The organism is Deinococcus ficus, assembly GCF_003444775.1.
Classification (GTDB): Bacteria; Deinococcota; Deinococci; order Deinococcales; family Deinococcaceae; genus Deinococcus; species Deinococcus ficus.
This window is the reverse complement of sequence record NZ_CP021084.1, coordinates 58159-73789: the sequence shown is the minus strand read 5'-3', so window position 1 is coordinate 73789 and position 15631 is coordinate 58159. Positions and strand designations below refer to the sequence as shown.

11 protein-coding genes are annotated in these 15631 nt (G+C 66.0%); 3 read left to right on the top strand and 8 right to left on the bottom strand.

Annotation, left to right across the window (positions count from 1 at the left end):
* Positions 1-8: 8 nt before the first annotated feature.
* Positions 9-518, bottom strand: a complete 510-nt coding sequence (locus tag DFI_RS18570) for a hypothetical protein (RefSeq protein ID WP_118376044.1) — start codon at positions 516-518, stop codon at positions 9-11.
* A 130-nt stretch (positions 519-648) separates the two neighbouring features.
* Positions 649-5748, bottom strand: a complete 5100-nt coding sequence (locus DFI_RS18565) for a DEAD/DEAH box helicase (protein WP_027462654.1) — start codon at positions 5746-5748, stop codon at positions 649-651.
* A 285-nt stretch (positions 5749-6033) separates the two neighbouring features.
* Between DFI_RS18565 and DFI_RS18560 the strand changes: the two genes are divergently transcribed.
* A complete protein-coding gene (locus DFI_RS18560; RefSeq protein WP_027462653.1) occupies positions 6034-6507 on the top strand; it encodes a hypothetical protein in 474 nt (157 codons plus the stop codon).
* Positions 6508-6712: 205 nt separating this feature from the next.
* On the opposite strand, the gene DFI_RS20400 is transcribed toward DFI_RS18560, so the two are convergent.
* The gene (locus DFI_RS20400) at positions 6713-7081 is read right to left on the bottom strand and encodes a hypothetical protein (RefSeq protein WP_155864518.1); all 369 of its coding nucleotides are present in this window, start codon (positions 7079-7081) and stop codon (positions 6713-6715) included.
* Positions 7082-7135: 54 nt separating this feature from the next.
* Between DFI_RS20400 and DFI_RS20605 the strand changes: the two genes are divergently transcribed.
* A protein-coding gene (locus DFI_RS20605) for an IS630 family transposase (RefSeq protein WP_216826950.1) occupies positions 7136-8144 on the top strand; the annotation gives its coding sequence in 2 pieces (ribosomal slippage) (positions 7136-7603 and positions 7605-8144; 1008 coding nt in all).
* Here the strand turns inward: DFI_RS20605 and DFI_RS18545 are convergent.
* From DFI_RS18545 to DFI_RS18525, 5 genes are all read right to left on the bottom strand, one after another.
* Entirely contained in the window at positions 8095-9129 is a 1035-nt protein-coding gene (locus DFI_RS18545; protein WP_081426047.1) for a replication initiator protein A, read from the bottom strand. The two genes, DFI_RS20605 and DFI_RS18545, sit on opposite strands and share 50 nt — an antisense overlap.
* A gap of 621 nt (positions 9130-9750) precedes the next feature.
* Entirely contained in the window at positions 9751-11847 is a 2097-nt protein-coding gene (locus DFI_RS18540; protein WP_027464337.1) for a DEAD/DEAH box helicase, read from the bottom strand.
* On the bottom strand, positions 11844-12638 hold the full coding sequence (locus DFI_RS18535; protein WP_118376043.1) for a tRNA guanosine transglycosylase family protein: 795 nt from the start codon (positions 12636-12638) through the stop codon (positions 11844-11846). The genes DFI_RS18540 and DFI_RS18535 overlap by 4 nt, the downstream gene beginning before the upstream one ends.
* 77 nt (positions 12639-12715) lie before the next feature.
* Complete coding sequence (locus DFI_RS18530) at positions 12716-13222, bottom strand: hypothetical protein (protein ID WP_027464339.1); 507 nt, start codon at positions 13220-13222, stop codon at positions 12716-12718.
* Positions 13223-13321: 99 nt separating this feature from the next.
* Positions 13322-15394, bottom strand: coding sequence for a UvrD-helicase domain-containing protein (locus tag DFI_RS18525; RefSeq protein WP_027464340.1), 2073 nt, complete (start codon positions 15392-15394; stop codon positions 13322-13324).
* Positions 15395-15403: 9 nt separating this feature from the next.
* On the opposite strand from DFI_RS18525, the gene DFI_RS18520 reads away from it, so the two are divergent.
* Positions 15404-15598 carry a hypothetical protein gene (locus DFI_RS18520; protein ID WP_027464341.1) on the top strand — a complete coding sequence of 65 codons (195 nt, stop codon included), beginning with the start codon at positions 15404-15406 and terminating at the stop codon, positions 15596-15598.
* The last annotated feature ends 33 nt before the right edge of the window (positions 15599-15631 follow it).

Below are 15631 nucleotides of genomic sequence, written 5' to 3'. Positions count from 1 at the left end.
AGGGCTCCTTAGGACGCCTGTGTGGGGGCAGGAAGCGGCGGCGGCATGGGAATGGGGGCCGGGGGCTGCGGCTGGTTGCGGGCGACGTTCTCGTGCACCGCTGAGAGGTACGCGGCCAGGCCGGCGCGGAAGGCGGCCTTCTCCCCGTCGTCGGCGTAGGGGTTGGGCAGCGCGTCCGGGTGGAGCAGCCGGGCAGGCGTGAAGATGCCCCCTCGCGGCAGCGTGTACCGCCGCGCCGTGAGGTACCCGTTGACCCACGCGAACGTGTGCGCCTCGGGCGGCGCGGTCTCCCACACCGGCGGAACGAGCAGATGCGCCGGCAGTTCCCGGGCGAGGTCATCCGCCTCACTGCTGTGCCGGAGCGTGACGCGGACGCCCTTGTACGGCGTGCCCTGCCGCCCGGTGACGGTCAGCTGGGCCGGGTGAAGCGGGTCAGGGGCGATGAAGACCGGAAGGTGCGCGAGGGGAACGGAGGCGGAACGCAACGTCGCGGCGCGTTCTGGAGGTGAATTGGACACGGCGGAACTCCTGGGCAGGGGGTGAACGGAGCAGGGGAACTGCCCGTCTGGGGAGGAAGGGAACACCGACAACACACGCCCACCCCGCCGAGGCGGGGTGAAACGCGGTTGACTTGGCGGCCCGGACGGGTCAGGCCGCGAGTGCGGTTTCCACGATGTCTTTCAGGCGCTGGTGGAACCGGCTGTCCTGGAGCAGGCCAGTCGTGCTCTGGTGCAGCTTGTCGTTGGGGCAGATCACCACGACGTGACTGATGACCAGCCCCTCCTTGGACTCCTGCGTGAGGTAGTGCACCAGCGTCGCGCCGCGGCTGAGGTGCATGCGCAGCGTGGCGGTGTTCGTGCCGGTCACCGACTCGACGACGTTGCCGTTGACCACCACGCTCACCACGCCCTCGTTGCGCTTCGGGGTCGGGTCGACGCGGCCGGCGAGCAGCGCCTGCACCGGCACGTTGCCGGGCATGGTGACGCGCGCCAGCTGCATGCCTTCCGTGGCGGGCTTCTCGTCATACGCGAAGCGGGCGTCTGAGGGTGCGAAGTCACTCCCGCGGCGGGCGATGTCACGCAGGGCGAGGGTGACGGTGGTCCCCACTCCTTCCGCGGTGCACAGGGCCTCGTTGGGGTCCAGGCGGTTGATGCGGTACCGCGCGTCGTCCAGCGTGAACGTCATCTCGGCGTGGAAGGGCAGGCCGCAGTCCCAGGCGATGTGCTGCCGGTAGTTCACCAGGTGGTTGAGCGCGAAGACCTCCGGCGCTTCCAGCTCGCGCACGGCGCTGCTGTGCTGCCGGCGCGCGTGCGCCACCCTCAGGTAGTCCAGGGCCGTCCAGCCGTCCTTGCGGCGCTGCGCGCGCTCGATGGTCGTCTTGAGGTGCCCGCGGGCGTTCCAGGCCTTGTACAGGACCTGCAGGCGGCGTTTGAACGCGGCCCGGCCGGTCAGTTCGGCCAGTTCCTCTTTCTTCTTCTCGATCATCAGGCGCGTGGCTTCGGGATCGTCGCTCATCAGCATGGCGAGTTCATCCGCGCCGAACTCGGCCGCCGTGTTCATGGCCTCGTCGTGCTGCCCGTCCAGTTGCGCCTGCCAGCCGGCCTTGCCGGACATGACGGTGTAGGTGATGGTGTCGAAGCTGCCCTTCTGGAGCAGGAACAGGCACTCGACTTCCGCTTCCTTGTTGCCCTGCCGTCCGCCGCGGCCGTTGCGCTGCCGGATCCCCTCCCGGTTCCAGGGAATGTCCCCGTGAATGATCGCTTTGGTGCCGTGCTGGAGGTTGAACCCTTCGGCGAGCACCTCACTGCCGAGAATCAGCGTGAGATCCCCGAAGTTGTACGCGTCCTCGAGGTTCTGGCGGTCGACACTCGACCGGTGCGTGGCACTCGTGACAATGGCGATCTCGTGCTCGGGGTACCCGGCGTCGATCAGCGTCTGCTTCAGCCGCTCGAACGACCCGTCCTTCTCGCCGATCGACAGGAACGCCAGGCTCTTGCCCCCCTCGGCACGGACGCGCAGCGCCTCGCGGGCCAGCACCTCGAAGCGGGGGTTCGGGATGCTCAGCCCGAGCAGGGCCGGGTCGGCCGTGAGTTTGCGCATGCGCCACATGACCGAGAAGGTGTGGTCCTCTCCCCTGTCCTTGCCCTTGGCGCAGCTCGCCTGAAGACGCAGCTGACGGTACAGGTCACGCTGCTCCGGGTGCATGTCGAAGGTGACTTCGCGCTCCACCATCCTGGGCACGTGAAGTTTGCCGCTGCGGGTGACCACTTCAGGGTCGGCCGCCGTGCGGACCACGACCTTGGAGTCGATGATGCTCTTCAGTTCCTTGAGGCGCTGGAATCCCACAACCGCCGGCCGGACATCAACGTCCCCTTCCAGAGTTGTAATGATGCGCGGTTCTATTTTAAGATACTGGTCCATCAGAACTTCATTGGTGGTCAGGCCGTATTGAGGCAGGTCATCCGAAATCTGTGATATCATACTGCTGATTTCGATAGGCGAATTTTTGACCCAACTGGCCGAGAATCCGTAAGTTTTGCCGCCTTTTGATCTTACATATCGCCCCTTATGCATTGCGTCGAGCGCGCGATTGCTCTCAGAACCACCACCAAGGAACTTGGGCGTTTCTCCAAATGCCGTGGGTGCGGAATACAAGTTTTTGAGGCTGTGGCACTCATCGTGGAACAATCCATCTAAACCAAGGTGCTCAAAAAGGATATCATTCGCGCCGTTTTGCTTCAAACGGGCCCGACAAGCAGATTGAAATGCCAGGATTCGTTTCATCACGTCGTGTTTCGGTTTGCGTCCCCGGGCGTCGTAGCTTTCCTGCGACTCGATCCGTTTGAGGTACTGCTCGTCCGTGCGGATGTAGTGGTCGCGGTTCTCCTCGGTCATGGGGACGCTGGTGAAGGCCTCACGGGACATGATCACCAGGTCCGCCTGCCCGGCCGCGACCTGCGCGAGTTTGAGCCTGCGGGTGGCCGTGCTGTCCTCACTCCACACCGGGATGGGCTGGCCGTGCTCGTTGAGCATCAATGACCCGTCGCGGCGGGTCTTGTGCTTCTGCGTGCCGTCCGGGTTCAGCACCGGGCTCATGCCGACCGTCAACACCCGCCAGCTCGGAAGGGCCAGCGCCGCGTTCACCGACCAGTTGCTGATCAGGCCCGCCGGCACGATCACGGCCGGCCGGGTCACCAGGCCCAGGCGGCGCAGGTAGGCGACCAGTGCCAGGCACGCGAAGGTCTTGCCCAGACCGACGTCGTATCCGCAGATCATGCCGTTGGTGGCGGCCATCGCCCGCACGTCCATTGCCTGGTAGGGATGCAGCGCCGGGCCCTTCCAGTCGTCGAGGGGCAGGGGGTCGGTGATGCCAGCCGGGGAGATGTGCGCTGCGCGGGTCTGGTTGTAGCACTGCACCACCTCGTCGGCGTAGCCGCTGCCGGGCAGCCAGGACTGGAAGTTCATGGTCACGCGCTCCTCGTAGTCCCGTGCTTCTTCCATGGCCGCGGCACGCTCGGCGCGGTACTCTTCGCGGCTCATGTCACTCGCGCCTTCGATGCGCGCCAGTCGCGTGTTGTGGTTCAGGAAGAACATCAGGTCCCGCGCCGCGGTTTCGTCCACCTGCTTGCGCATCTGAAGGTTGTCGCTCTTTTCCTGACGGGCGCGCAGGATGAACTTCACCGCTCCGCTGACCCGCGTGACGATCATGGCCCGCTTACCGTCGCGATCCACACACCCGAGGTAGTGGTTGACCCACGCCTCGAGAGCGTTCTCAGGGATGATCGGGTCGCGGGGACTGACCTTGATGTCCTGCAAGGTCACGGTCTTGATACGGCGCAGGAACTCGTCGGCCTGGCGCAGCAGGGCCTGCTGACGAGCGCCGCGGTGCAGGGCCGCGTCGGTACGCGCCTGGCGGGATTTGAAGATCGCGTTTCCGGAGTAGTACACCCCCTCCTTGATCCAGATTTCTCCCGTGAAGCAGTACGGCGTGAGCAACGCCTCGGCCTCCGCCCTGCTGACACCGGTGTGTTCCATCAGGCTGTCCTCGGTGAGGAGCATCAGGTCGGCGAGCTGCTGCGCGACCTCGGCAGGTGTCCCTGTGAAGTTCAGCTGGTCGCTCTCCTGCCTGGGCAGCGTGAGGTCGCCCTCCTCGTTCAGGTGCGTCAGCAGCAGGCCGAGAGAGGAGAAGCGCCCCGTCAACCGAGCCAGCCGCTGGCGAGGGTACGGCCCGTGCTTGCCGCGGTACTCGCGGTGCAGCTTCTCCAGGACGCGCCGCACGTGACGGGTGTCCTTTTCCGCAGCCAGGTCCCTGAGCAGGGTGGCAAGCATGTTCGCCACCTGCAGGGCGTCCGCCACCTCCGGCCGGGAGAAGTTGTCGGTGGGCTTCCAGCCGGCGGCGGTCATGATCCAGTTGCCGTCCGGGCTGCGCTGCCCATAGGGAATGGCCGAGGGGGAGGCCTGCGCTGCCTCCCCGCGGGCTTCTTTCAGCCTGGCATCCCCGTACTTCTTGCCGATGATGCCCAGCACGGTGTTGAGCGTCACCTTGGTCTTGAGTTCAGCAGTGACCTGCGCGCGGATCAGCGCCAGGCGGGCTGCGTCGGCCATCACCTCGCCGGGGTAGGTGGGCTGGTCGAAGTTGCCCTGCACCATCTTCACGTCGTCACTCAGGCGGAACTCGGGGTGGTACCGGTTCCGGATGCTGTACCGCCCCTTCTCGTCCTGGGTGTAGGCGCTCTCGCCGGCGTAGAAGCGCACGCCGCTGTCGTACTCGTCGAGCACCGCGCGAACCTCGTGATCGTCCAGGACACTCAGCGCCTCAGCGACGCCCAGGTCGTGCCGCTGGATGGTCAGGATGACCGTGCTGACGCTCGCGCCGGACGCCTTGAACGCCCCTTCAGGCACCATGACCGTATGCACCACCCGGCCCATCCGCGCCACTTCCGTGCGCCAGCGGGCGTGACTTTTGCCGCCCGCAAGGTTGAGGTTGACCAGCGCAGTGACCACACCATCCCCGTGGCGGACCCGTCTGAGGCTGGTCAGCACGAAGTAGTGCTCGTTCAGACTGGTGTGCTTGTCGTCCAGGTGGCGCATAGCGCGGGGACCATAGGGCGGGTTGACCAGGACGTAGTCGTAGAGGCCGTCGGCGCAGCCCAGGTGGAAGGCCTCGAACGGCTGATTCACGATGTGCGCGTGGGGCAGCAGGTGCTGCGCGATGGCTGCACTGGTCTTCTCCAGCTCCACGCCGATCAGAAGGGCGTTCTGAGGCGCATGGGTGAGGAGGGTGCCGGGTCCGCAGGCGGGGTCGCAGATGGTCACGGGCTTCTTGGCGTCGGTGCGGATCTCCCCGCAGGCGGCCAGCATCGCGCGGGCGACCACGCCTGGCGTGTAGTACTCGTTGATCGATTCGCCCAGACCGCCGCCGCCTGAATACCGCCGCAGCACCTTCAGGTCCGGGGTGACCTTCAGGAGTTCCTGTCGGGCAGCGTCATTGGCCTTCCTGCGGGCCTGTTCACCGGTCTTGTCCAGCGCTTCGGCGCCGATGGGCTCCGCACCGGGCTTGGGAGACAGCTTCGGCTGGGTGAGGACGCCGTAGGTGTGCTGCCCGGTGAGCAGGTCGCCGTTGAGGACGATTTCAACGCGTTTGTCCGGCTGGGTTTTGATCAGCCGGGGCGCGGAGGCGTAGTGGGTGTTGCTCAGGAACAGCGGGCAGAGGTCCTTAACGGCGTGCTCGACGGCGGATTTCAACATGACCAGCCCACACCCCGTGCGGGGTGAAAGGGTGTTATTCCGTGTTCCGAAGCCGCATTGCAGAGGACAACGGCCCAGCTCTGTGGAAGTGGGCCTTTTCAGACGTCAGATCGAGTTGCTTCCGCTGTTGGTCCCCTCACGCGCGCAGGAAGGGCGGACCTTCCGACCAGTTTGTTGATAACGGCACACGTCTGCCTTGGTTCACATGCCGACGGCTACGCCCAGGACACAGATCGTGGTTACATCCCCATCAAGTGAAGGCCTCACGTGTGGAAAGGTAGGACTATGTCTCAAGGCCTCGAAGAGTTCATTGGCCAGCCCCTTAGGCGCGTCCTTTACTACCGCCCGCAGGGCGACGCGAACATGGATTTGAATTGGCCAGGGATCCACGACGTCGGGCAAGGCGTGGAATTGAGCTTCGATACGGGCTATTTCTTCGTGACGTGGGATAACGCTGCAGAGGAGGAGTTGAGCGTTCGCCACGGCCGCATGGTTGACTTCCTCCGGGAGGGCATCTTTGAGGATGTTTCCCAACATGCAGACTGGCAGGCCCACATTGGGCAGCCGCTCGAAGCTATGCAGTTGCTCCCGAACGAAGCTGTCGTGAAGCTCGGTGGAAAGCAGGTGTTTGTTGTCACCGCCGAAGTCGATCCCGATTCACTTCAGGTCGATGGTATGGCAGACAACCTAGTTGTGTTCTTCAACCCAGAAGCCAGAACTGCTTTTTTTGCTCAGTATTCCGACACCCAGACTGCATGATCGCAGCATAGATTCGCTAACGACCTCTCACCAATAACTGGCCCCTTGGCTGACCATCTCGGCACCCGATGCGAACCTGTGCCGTTATCAATAGTCCACGTCAGTTCATGGGTGGGAGGTTGCTGCCCCGAGGGACTACCTGGCTGAGCCATTCCAGTCAGTGTGAACGACCGGTGGCGCTGGTTGGCTGGCGCGAATACAGCTGTCAAAGCAGTGGGGCCATGTCTTCAAGCAAAGTCTCAACGCGGACGCGGCGCTCAGCGGTTGGCAGCATAGGAAGTTCACGCCTGAGTGCGGTGGCGTCGACGTGCCCCGCGACGCAAAGCGCTTCTAAAGCTGTGAACTGCTCCGGTTTGATGGCCTTATGGAGGAGAAAACGCAAGTCCTTCTGACATGCGCTCCACTGCTGTTCCGGCGGGAGACTCAGAAGCACCTGCTGCTCCTGGTCCTGTTTCTGAACGATTTCGCGCTCGGCGCGAACTGGGTCAAGGCGAGGTGGAGCAGGAGGACGAAGGGGATCTGGCTGCCCGTCCAGGTTGTACTTTTCTGGCCGCAGAAGAATGTCGGTCGTCATGCCCCCAGGATTCTTATTGATGACGGCGTAAGTATGAGCTGCTAGGCTTGCGGCGTGGCCGAATGGCATCCTTCCAAATACTCCCGGGCCCAGCTGGAAGAACGCCGGCTGGCCGCGACGCCGTGGCTTCAAGAGAGCAAGCATTCACAGCAGGAGATTGCCCAGCACTTCGGGGTTTCAGTACACACCGTCAGCAACTGGAAAAAACGCCTGAAACGTACCGGCAGTCTCCAGGCGACGGTGACGACCGGACGCCCCTCCCGACTCACCGCCGCACAGCTCGAACAGGTCCGCACCCTCCTGAGGGAGGGTGCACTGCACCATGGCTTTCCCGACCAGACGTGGAGCACCAAGCGGGTCACGGATCTGATCGGGCGGCACTTCGACGTGTGGTACCACCATGATCACGTCCGGAGAATTCTTCGTCAGTTGGGGTTCACGCCCCAGATGCCGGATGGACGCGCGGCTGAGCGCAATGAACTCCGGATCGCGTCCTGGAAAGAACAGGTCGCGCCGGAGTTGGGAAAAAAAGGTCGCTGAGGGCGCGACACTCGTCTATCTGGATGAAGTCGGGTTCTCGTTGAAGGGCGTGCGGCGACGGACCTGGTCGACCAAGGGCGTGACGCCCTTGGTCACGCTTCCCGCGAACTGGGAGAAGCTTTCAACGATTGGGGCGATCACCTCGGACGGGAGATTCTTCCAGCACACGAAGTCCGGGGCGATTCGGAGTGGGGACGTCATCCGGTTCTTCCAGCATCTGCTGCGTCACATTCAGGGAGAGATCGTGGTCGTGCTGGATAACGCCGGGATCCACCGGGCGAAGGCAACACAGGCGTTCGTGCTGCAGCACGAACGCCTGTTCTTGGTGTTTCTGCCGCCCTACGCCCCTGAATTGAATCCGATCGAGATGGTGTGGGCGTATGTAAAGCGCAATGTGCTGGGGAACGTCTGTGCCCGCTCGGTGGGAGTGCTGAAAGCGAAGCTGGTGACGGCTTGGCAACGGGTTCGGTACATCAAACTGCCTCAACAGCTGATGGATTCCAACTTATGCCGTTATCAATAGCCTTGCCCTCAGCGCGGCGGCCAGCCACGTACCGAACGGCAGTTTCGACCCGGTCCGGATAATCGCGGGCCAGGACCTCCGCCCGGTGCCGCGTAATGCCCTGCTCCATCAGCAGGTGCACAAGTGCTGGATCTGCGCTTCCTTCCTGCCGGAAGTGGTACTCGACCATCTGCTTCGTTCCACGGCCGACAAACTCCACCCCGTCCAAGTAGTGCGTTTGAAGCAGTTCGTCGTGCGCGGCATGAAGCGTCCGGCGAATCTTGTCCGGCTCTGAGGTGGTGATGCCGCACGCGATTCCCCAGTCCAGCAGTCCCACCTGCAGTGGTCCTGCATCTGCGCGGTGGGCCTGGAGAATGCGGTATGTGGCACGGCCGGCTGGTTGTTCGATCTGCGCCAGGAGCTTCCGGTTTAGCGATTGCGTGTATCCGGCCCGAATGCTCTCTGCGAGAGGCTCAGACAGCTGGATCATCAGTTTGCCGTCGGCGACCAAGGATTGCAGATCGGGGCTGTCGTCCCGCTTGCCTTTGCTCCAGAACCTCACTCGCTGGAACAGGCCAAGCGTTTCATTCATGTAGGTGCCCCATGGGCTTCCTGGCAGGTAGTGCGCTTTTGAAACCAGGAAGCCCACTCGCCAGAGACGCATCAGAGATTCCCGCAGGCGGACGTAATTGGTGCCCTTCTGGGACATGTGGGACATTTGAATCAGTTCGTAGGCGCTGGTGTGGACGGTGTTGTCCTGCGGACAGCCCTGCAGGAGGAACAGGGTTTCGACAGCAAGCTGCACGTCAGTATCGACACCGCGAGGACGCCCAAAATCGGCGGCATATCCTTCGATGTGATACGGGATGCCGTGCACACTGAATTGGCTGGTCCAGCGCCGGTTGGAGGGACTGTTCGGATCGATTCGGTTCTGAATGCTGATGATGCCGACCTGGGCGATGAAACGCTCGTCAGCGTAGGTGGTGATTGAGTTCTGGCGTTTCATCCCTGGGCCCCCTCTCGCGCTGTTCAGTTGTCTTTCTCTATAAAGACTAAAAGAAGACAACAACAGAGGAAGACTCGAATTGCGACTGGAACGGCAGAAAATACCACTTTCCCCCCAAAGGGGTCGTGGAATGGGGATCAAACCCCCCAAAGGGGTCGTGCTTTGGGGGGGTGTCCCCCCCAAAGGGGTCGTGCAAGCTCGAAACCGAGCCACAATGGCCCGCTTTATCGTCCTGGCGCACGTCGAGGCATGATTCCCCCCAAAGGGGTCGTGCTTTTGAGCTTCCCCGAAATCCACGACCCCTTTGTCGGATGCCCCAAAGGGGTCGTGGTTCACGACTATTGCCGCAATTCGCCGCTGTACACAGCGAAAAGATGGGGATTTCTCAGCCAGGCCCTCCTGTTCCCCCAAAGGGGTCGTGCCCTGTTGCGCTCAATTCACGGCGAGAGTTGTGAGCGTTTCCCCCAAAGGGGTCGTGCTTTTCAGTGGTTGGTTTGGCCCTGGACAACAGACGGTTTCCCCCAAAGGGGTCGCGCATGTGCTCTGCCGCACGGGCGGTGTGGTGATGCCCGTCGGGGCAGTCGTCGAGACTCGAAATGGTCCGGCAGTACGGGGTCCACGCTAGGCACTGAGCAAGTCTGCGTTGCGGATCACCTGCGGATCCGCTTGTGCGAGGAGGACCGCAAGGACGTGTTTGCAGCGCCGGGTCCGGGTGTGGTCCAGGCAGTCGCAGTGGAGAACCGGGGTGACGTGGTGGGGCGCGGCCCCGCCGGTCACGATGAACCCCTGCGAGGTGGGCGTCACAGTCAGGGTGAGCGCGCGCTGAAGGCGGACCGGGTCGGTGTGGCCGTGCCAATCAAGCGGCAATGCGCGGTCCTTCGCCGCCGGCTCCCTCGTGACGTCCTCGGTGAAGGTCGCCACGAGCCGCTCGGCCCGGTCGACCAGTTGCGCAGTGCGCTCGGCCCGGATGCCTGGAACCTGCACTGCGGCGGGGTCGGCCTGGGCGAGCGCCTCGACGTCTTCAAAGCCGGCGTGCGCGAGTGTGCGGGCCAGGACGTGCCCGACCCCGGGCAGCAGGGCCAGGGTGGCTGCGCCCAGGGGAAGCTGAGCGGCGAGCATCGTCCGGACGAGGGCAAGTTTCGGTTGTGGCGTGAAGGCCTGCCAGGCGCTGACCACCCGGACCAGGCCGTCCCGCAGGGCCGTGACCTGCGGCCGGTACAGCCCGAAGGCCGCGGCCGCTTCCTCGTCCCCGTCCTGGCAGGCCGCGAGGGCGAGGGCGGCGCTGGCGAGTGCCGGGTCACTGAACCGCTCTCCCCTATCCAGCAGCCTGGACGGGGTGAGTTGCAGGACCGGTTCGACCAGCAGCGCCGCCAGGTCCGGAAGGCGTGGCAGGAGGCCAGGGTCGGCCTGGCAGGCGGTGAGCAGCACGTCGAGCACGGTCGGGTCCTGGGGCAGGTGGGCGCAGGCCTTCACGGTGGCCACCGGCAGCATCGCCTGACTCGCCACGCGGCCCAGGAGGGTCACACCCAGGCGCCCCTGCTGTTCATCGACCGCGCCCTGCCGGATCAGGTGGGAGAGGGCGTTCTGAGCGTCCAGCTGCCCCTGAGCCGCCGCCAGTGTGGAGGCCAACAGCCGCTGGAGCTGCGGGGGGGTGCGTGCCCAGCCTCCGTCGAGGCTGCCCAGCATGAAGTCAAGCAGGGCGTCTTCGCGGGCCAGGGCGCTCTGCAGCGGCTCGAAGGCCGGGGTGAGGTACCGGTGGGGGTCCTCGCTTGGTGTGCCGATGACCGTCACCCGGGCGCTGGCCATGCGTCGGTCCCGGCCGGCCCGTCCGGCGCGTTGCCACGCGGCATTGATGCCCAGGGGCGTGAAGTGGCCACGGTCGGCGAGCGTGAGGTCGTACAGCACGACGTGGTGGACGGGGAGGTTCACGCCCAGCTCGAGGGCGCTGGTGGCGATGAGGACGGTGGTCTCCCCTCTTCGGAAGCGCGCTTCGATCTCCGCCCGCTGATCGGCGGTCAGTCCGGCATGGTGCGCCTCGGCGTGAACGCCCTGCGCCCGGAGGTGCGCGGCGAGCTCGGCGCTGCGCGCGCGGGCGTGGACGAACACCAGGGTCGATTCCCCGGCCTGCAGGGCGCCCGTGAGTCGCGCTGGCTTGTCCTGAACCCGGCGCACGGTCTGGACGTCCCACTTCAGGGGCACGGGCCGGGTTCCGCCGCCGACGTGCACGCCGCGGAGCCATGCGGCGACCGCATCGGGGTTGCCGCATGTGGCGGTCAGACCGAGCACGTGGGCGAGCGGCAGGAGCGCCTGGAGGCGGGTGAGGGCCGCATCGAGCCGCGCGCCCCGGCCGGGGTCGGCGATGGTGTGCAGTTCGTCCGCCACGACCAGGCGGATGCGGGCCAGCCACAGGTGGTGTCGCCTCCAGGCGCGGAGCAGGAGTTCGCAGCGGTCGGCGGTCATGATCACCACGTCAACGTCCCGGTACGGGCGGGCCGCCCGGCGGTCACCGCGGTACGCCTGGACGTTGAAGCCGGGCAGGGCCGCCTGCCATTGCTGCTCTACCTCGGCGGCCAGGGCGCGCAGGGGCACGAGGACCAGGACCCGGTCGCCGCGTTCGAGGGTGGCGCGGGCGGCCTGCAGGGCGAGGGTGGTCTTCCCTGCCCCGGTCGGGAGCGTCAGGAGCGCGCTGGTCTGTCCGTCGGTGAGGGAGGCGCTCACGGGCGCGCTCCGGCCTCGGTGGCCGCCAGGAGGTTATGCAGGGCGAACCGCAGGCGCTCGTGAGGGGCCGGGTCGCTGAGGGCCTCGCCCTGCCAGCTGCGGCCGTCTGCCGCGAGGCGCTGGCAGGCACTGGAATCGGCGCTGGTGGCGCCCGCTGCGAAGACCGCCCGGAGGGAGTCGGGATGACCGATCCCGAACACATGGAGGGGCATCCCTGCGGGCATCTGCTGGCGCACCTCCCGGACCGCATCATGAATGCGTCCCCGGTCTCTGCTGTGTGGGGCGAGCCCACCGAGCGCGAGGCCATCCGGTTCCAGTGCCAGGAACGGTGCGGCGGCCTGTCCGGGCTGCACGCAAGCGTACAGCTGGAAGCGGCGCGGCTGGCGCAGCGCCCAGCGGGCATTGGCCAGTCCGAGGTCCAGGCGCCGCGCCCTCTCCTCTGCCCCGAGCTGGTCCGGGCAGGGGAAGTCGAGCGTGAACCCGGTGTGCGCGTGCCTCTCCTGCTCGGCATGCACGTCACGGGGTGTGATCTGCCGGCCGTCGGCGAGGGTCAGGATCCCCAGCCCGCCCCGGCGGGACACCTGCGCCCCCGGCTGGAGGGCGGCGTATCCACCGGAGTCGATCATGAGCGGGAGATCCGGGAGCGTCCCGTCCCGGCGGTGCTGGAGTTCCGGGACGCTGATCAGGGCAGCGGGGCTGAGCCGCTCCACGTACGGGCGCAGCAGGGCGTCAAGGGGAAAGCGGAGGGTCAGGACGGGGACGAATCCCTGGATTGGGCTCGTTTGGGTCATAGCGGAACTCCAGACGTGGAAGGCGGCGACAGCCCCGTGGAGGATGCTGTCGCCGCTCACGCGGAAAGGGCGCGGGGTTACTGCGGCTGCTGTCGGCGCACGCGGGCTTTTTCGTGGTTGATCAGGACTTCCAGGTCGTTCTCGCCCTGGAACACCACGTCCTGCACCCCGATGTTTTCGCCACTGGCGATCTTCGTGATCAGGGTGACGACGGAGTGCACGCGGTAGCGCAGCAGTTCCGTGGCGCTCATCGCGGCGTTGACGTACGTGCCGGCCGGATATTTCGTGAGCGCCTCGAAGGCCTCCTGCGCCTTGGGGTCGTTTTCGTGCAGGCCAAGCGGAAGCCGGGCCAGCATGCGGATGCGCTGGGCGAGCAGCGCCTGGATGGTCGGGCGGTGCAGGTGGGGCACCGTCTCGAGCAGCTCCATCAGGCTGACGTCGATCTGCTCGAACGCGGTCTGCTGACCGAGGATGATCTCCTTGAGGGCGACCTGGTTCTGCTCAAGTTCTGCGATGCGGGCCTGCAGCGCCTTGACGTCTGGGGGGAGTTCCTGCTGCTGAGGTGCTGGGGGGCGTCTGAACATGAGACCATTGTCCTCGCTGTTGGGTGGGCGCCGTCCCGAATTTCAGCGGGCCGGCTCGTCGGTCCCGCCCACCCTGCGCCCTGTGCAGGGTGAAGGGGGTTAGCGGTCCGGGTGCAGGTACGGCTGCGCTGGATCGAACGGCTGGCCGGAGAGTTCACAGGTGGTCTTGTCGAAGGTGTACCGCGCCCCGCGGTAGGTCAGGGTGACGAGCTGGTCGGTTTCGCCTTCGATCTCACCGTACTTCCAGCGGGCGAGGGAATGTTCAGTGATCAGCAGCTGCCGGTGCGGACGCGGGGGGCGCGGCGGCATCGCGGGAATGCTGATCGTGCTGGCCGTGACGGCTTGCTCAGCCTGGTGAAGGCGGTCGTGGTCGATCAGTACGGCCGCGTTGCCCGGAAGGCGCTGGACGCGCTCCAGGGTGGCGGCGGCCCAGACGCTCAGCTGCGGTCGTTTGGCCCGGGCGACGCGCTGGAGCGCCTGTCGCAGGGCCATGGCGGGGACCGGGTCCTGCCCGGTGAAGATGTTCCACTCGCGCACGCACGAGGGCGCGTCGTCGGGAAGTGCGACGGTGATCACGCGGGGCGGCCCTTCACTGCCGTCCGGTGCGCGCGGGGGCGGGTTCGCAGGCGCGGGGCGTTTGGGTGGTGGAGTGGGGCGTTTGGGTGGACGCGCGGCCGCTGGGAGGGGCGCACTGGACAGCTCAGTTTCGTAGGCATCCCAGGCTTCGGGACCAAGGGCGTAGGTGAGCCGCCTGCGCGCCCGGGTGATGGCCACGAACTCGACGCAGCGCTCCTCCTCGGCTGTGCCGTACGGCAGCGGCATGAGCTCAGGCTGCAGAACGGTCACGTCGTCCCACTCCATCCCCTTGGCGCGGTGGATGGTGCTGAGGTAAACGGTCCCGGGACTGCTCTGACACAGCTGGTCAACCAGCCGGCTCAGCGCCTGGCGGGTGGCCTGGGACCGGCCGCGGAGCGTTTCCCGGGCAAGCTGCGCCGCAGCGACCCGCAAGTCCGCATGCAGGGCCTGCAGGGCGGTCTTCGGGGGCGGGGTCAGCTGCTCCAGGCGCTCGACATCGGCTTCGGTGTAGGGATCAGGCAGTTCGCGGGCCGCCTTGACCAGCTGGGCGGAAAGGTCTTCCCCGCCCAGGGAGACGCGCAGGCCGTCCCTGTGGAGCTGCAGGGCCAGGACGATCAATGGCGCGTTCGTGCGGCACAGCACCGCCTGGGTGGTGCGGTAATCGTGGTGGGTGCTGAGGACGCGGCGCACCGCTCCCTGCCTGGCCGTGGGCGCGGCGCGGATGAACGTGCTGCACCGCTGGGCTTCACGCACCACCAGCGCTGGACACCGCCAGGAGATACTGAGCGGGTAGACCCGGGCTCCGAGCGCGTCTGCCTGCCGCTGCATCCCACCTGGCTCCGCGCCCGAGTACTGGTAGATCGACTGCTCAGGATCGCCGCAGGCGATGATCCGGCCCGGCTGCTTGCCGCGTTGCCCCGTGACGTGCATCAGGTAGGCCCACCGGAGGGGCGTGAGGTCCTGCGCCTCGTCGACAATGGCGTGGGCGACACTGGACCGCCCCTGGCCCGTCTGGAGGGGGAGCCACAGCATGTCGGTGTAATCGATGGTCCGGGTGGTCTCGTACTGTTCCACGCCCGCCCGCGCGATTTGGGAGAGGGCGGTGCTGAATCGGCGCTGCCAGGAGACGTCTGGGACGCCAGGTGGACGGTGCTCGGCCCATTCCAGGGCGAGGTCGGGGGTGCCGGGCGGCAGCTGCAATTCCCGCATGGCGTTGAAGGCCTTCAGCAGCACGCGCGTGAGGACCTGCACGACTCCGGGGTCACTGGCCAGCTCCTGTGCCTGACCCGCGCACAGGGTGGACGCCTTCTGCCCGTCGATCACGCAGGTGCCGAGCGTCTTGAGGCCGTGGGCGTGCAGCGTGCGGGCCTGCACGTCCCCGGGCAGACGGCCGCGCAGGTCCTGCACTGCGTGACGGTTGTACGCGAAGTACACCGTCCGCTGCCGGACCGGCAGGCTCCACGCCGCCTCGACGAGGGTGGTGGTCTTGCCGGATCCCGCGGTCGCCCGGAGGAACAGGTGATCGCCCGTGTGGGCGACCGCGTCCAGGAAGTCCCGTTGTTCGGGCGTCGGTTGATTCAGTCGGTGTGAGGTCATACTGGCCCTATGGGTCTGATCGAGGGGGCGGTGTTGGAGTGGATGCGCCTGTTGCCGTGGCTGGCGCTGCTGGCATGCGCCTTCTGGCGGTATGGACGCTCGCTGCTCCGCAAGGACCGCGAGGAACTGCTCGTTGCCGTCAGTGGCCTGTTGCTCGGGGCCGTGATGACCGGGTACGCGCTCGATCGACTGCTCTACCTATGATAGGACCCCCCAGCGTGGCGGCTGGAGGGTCAG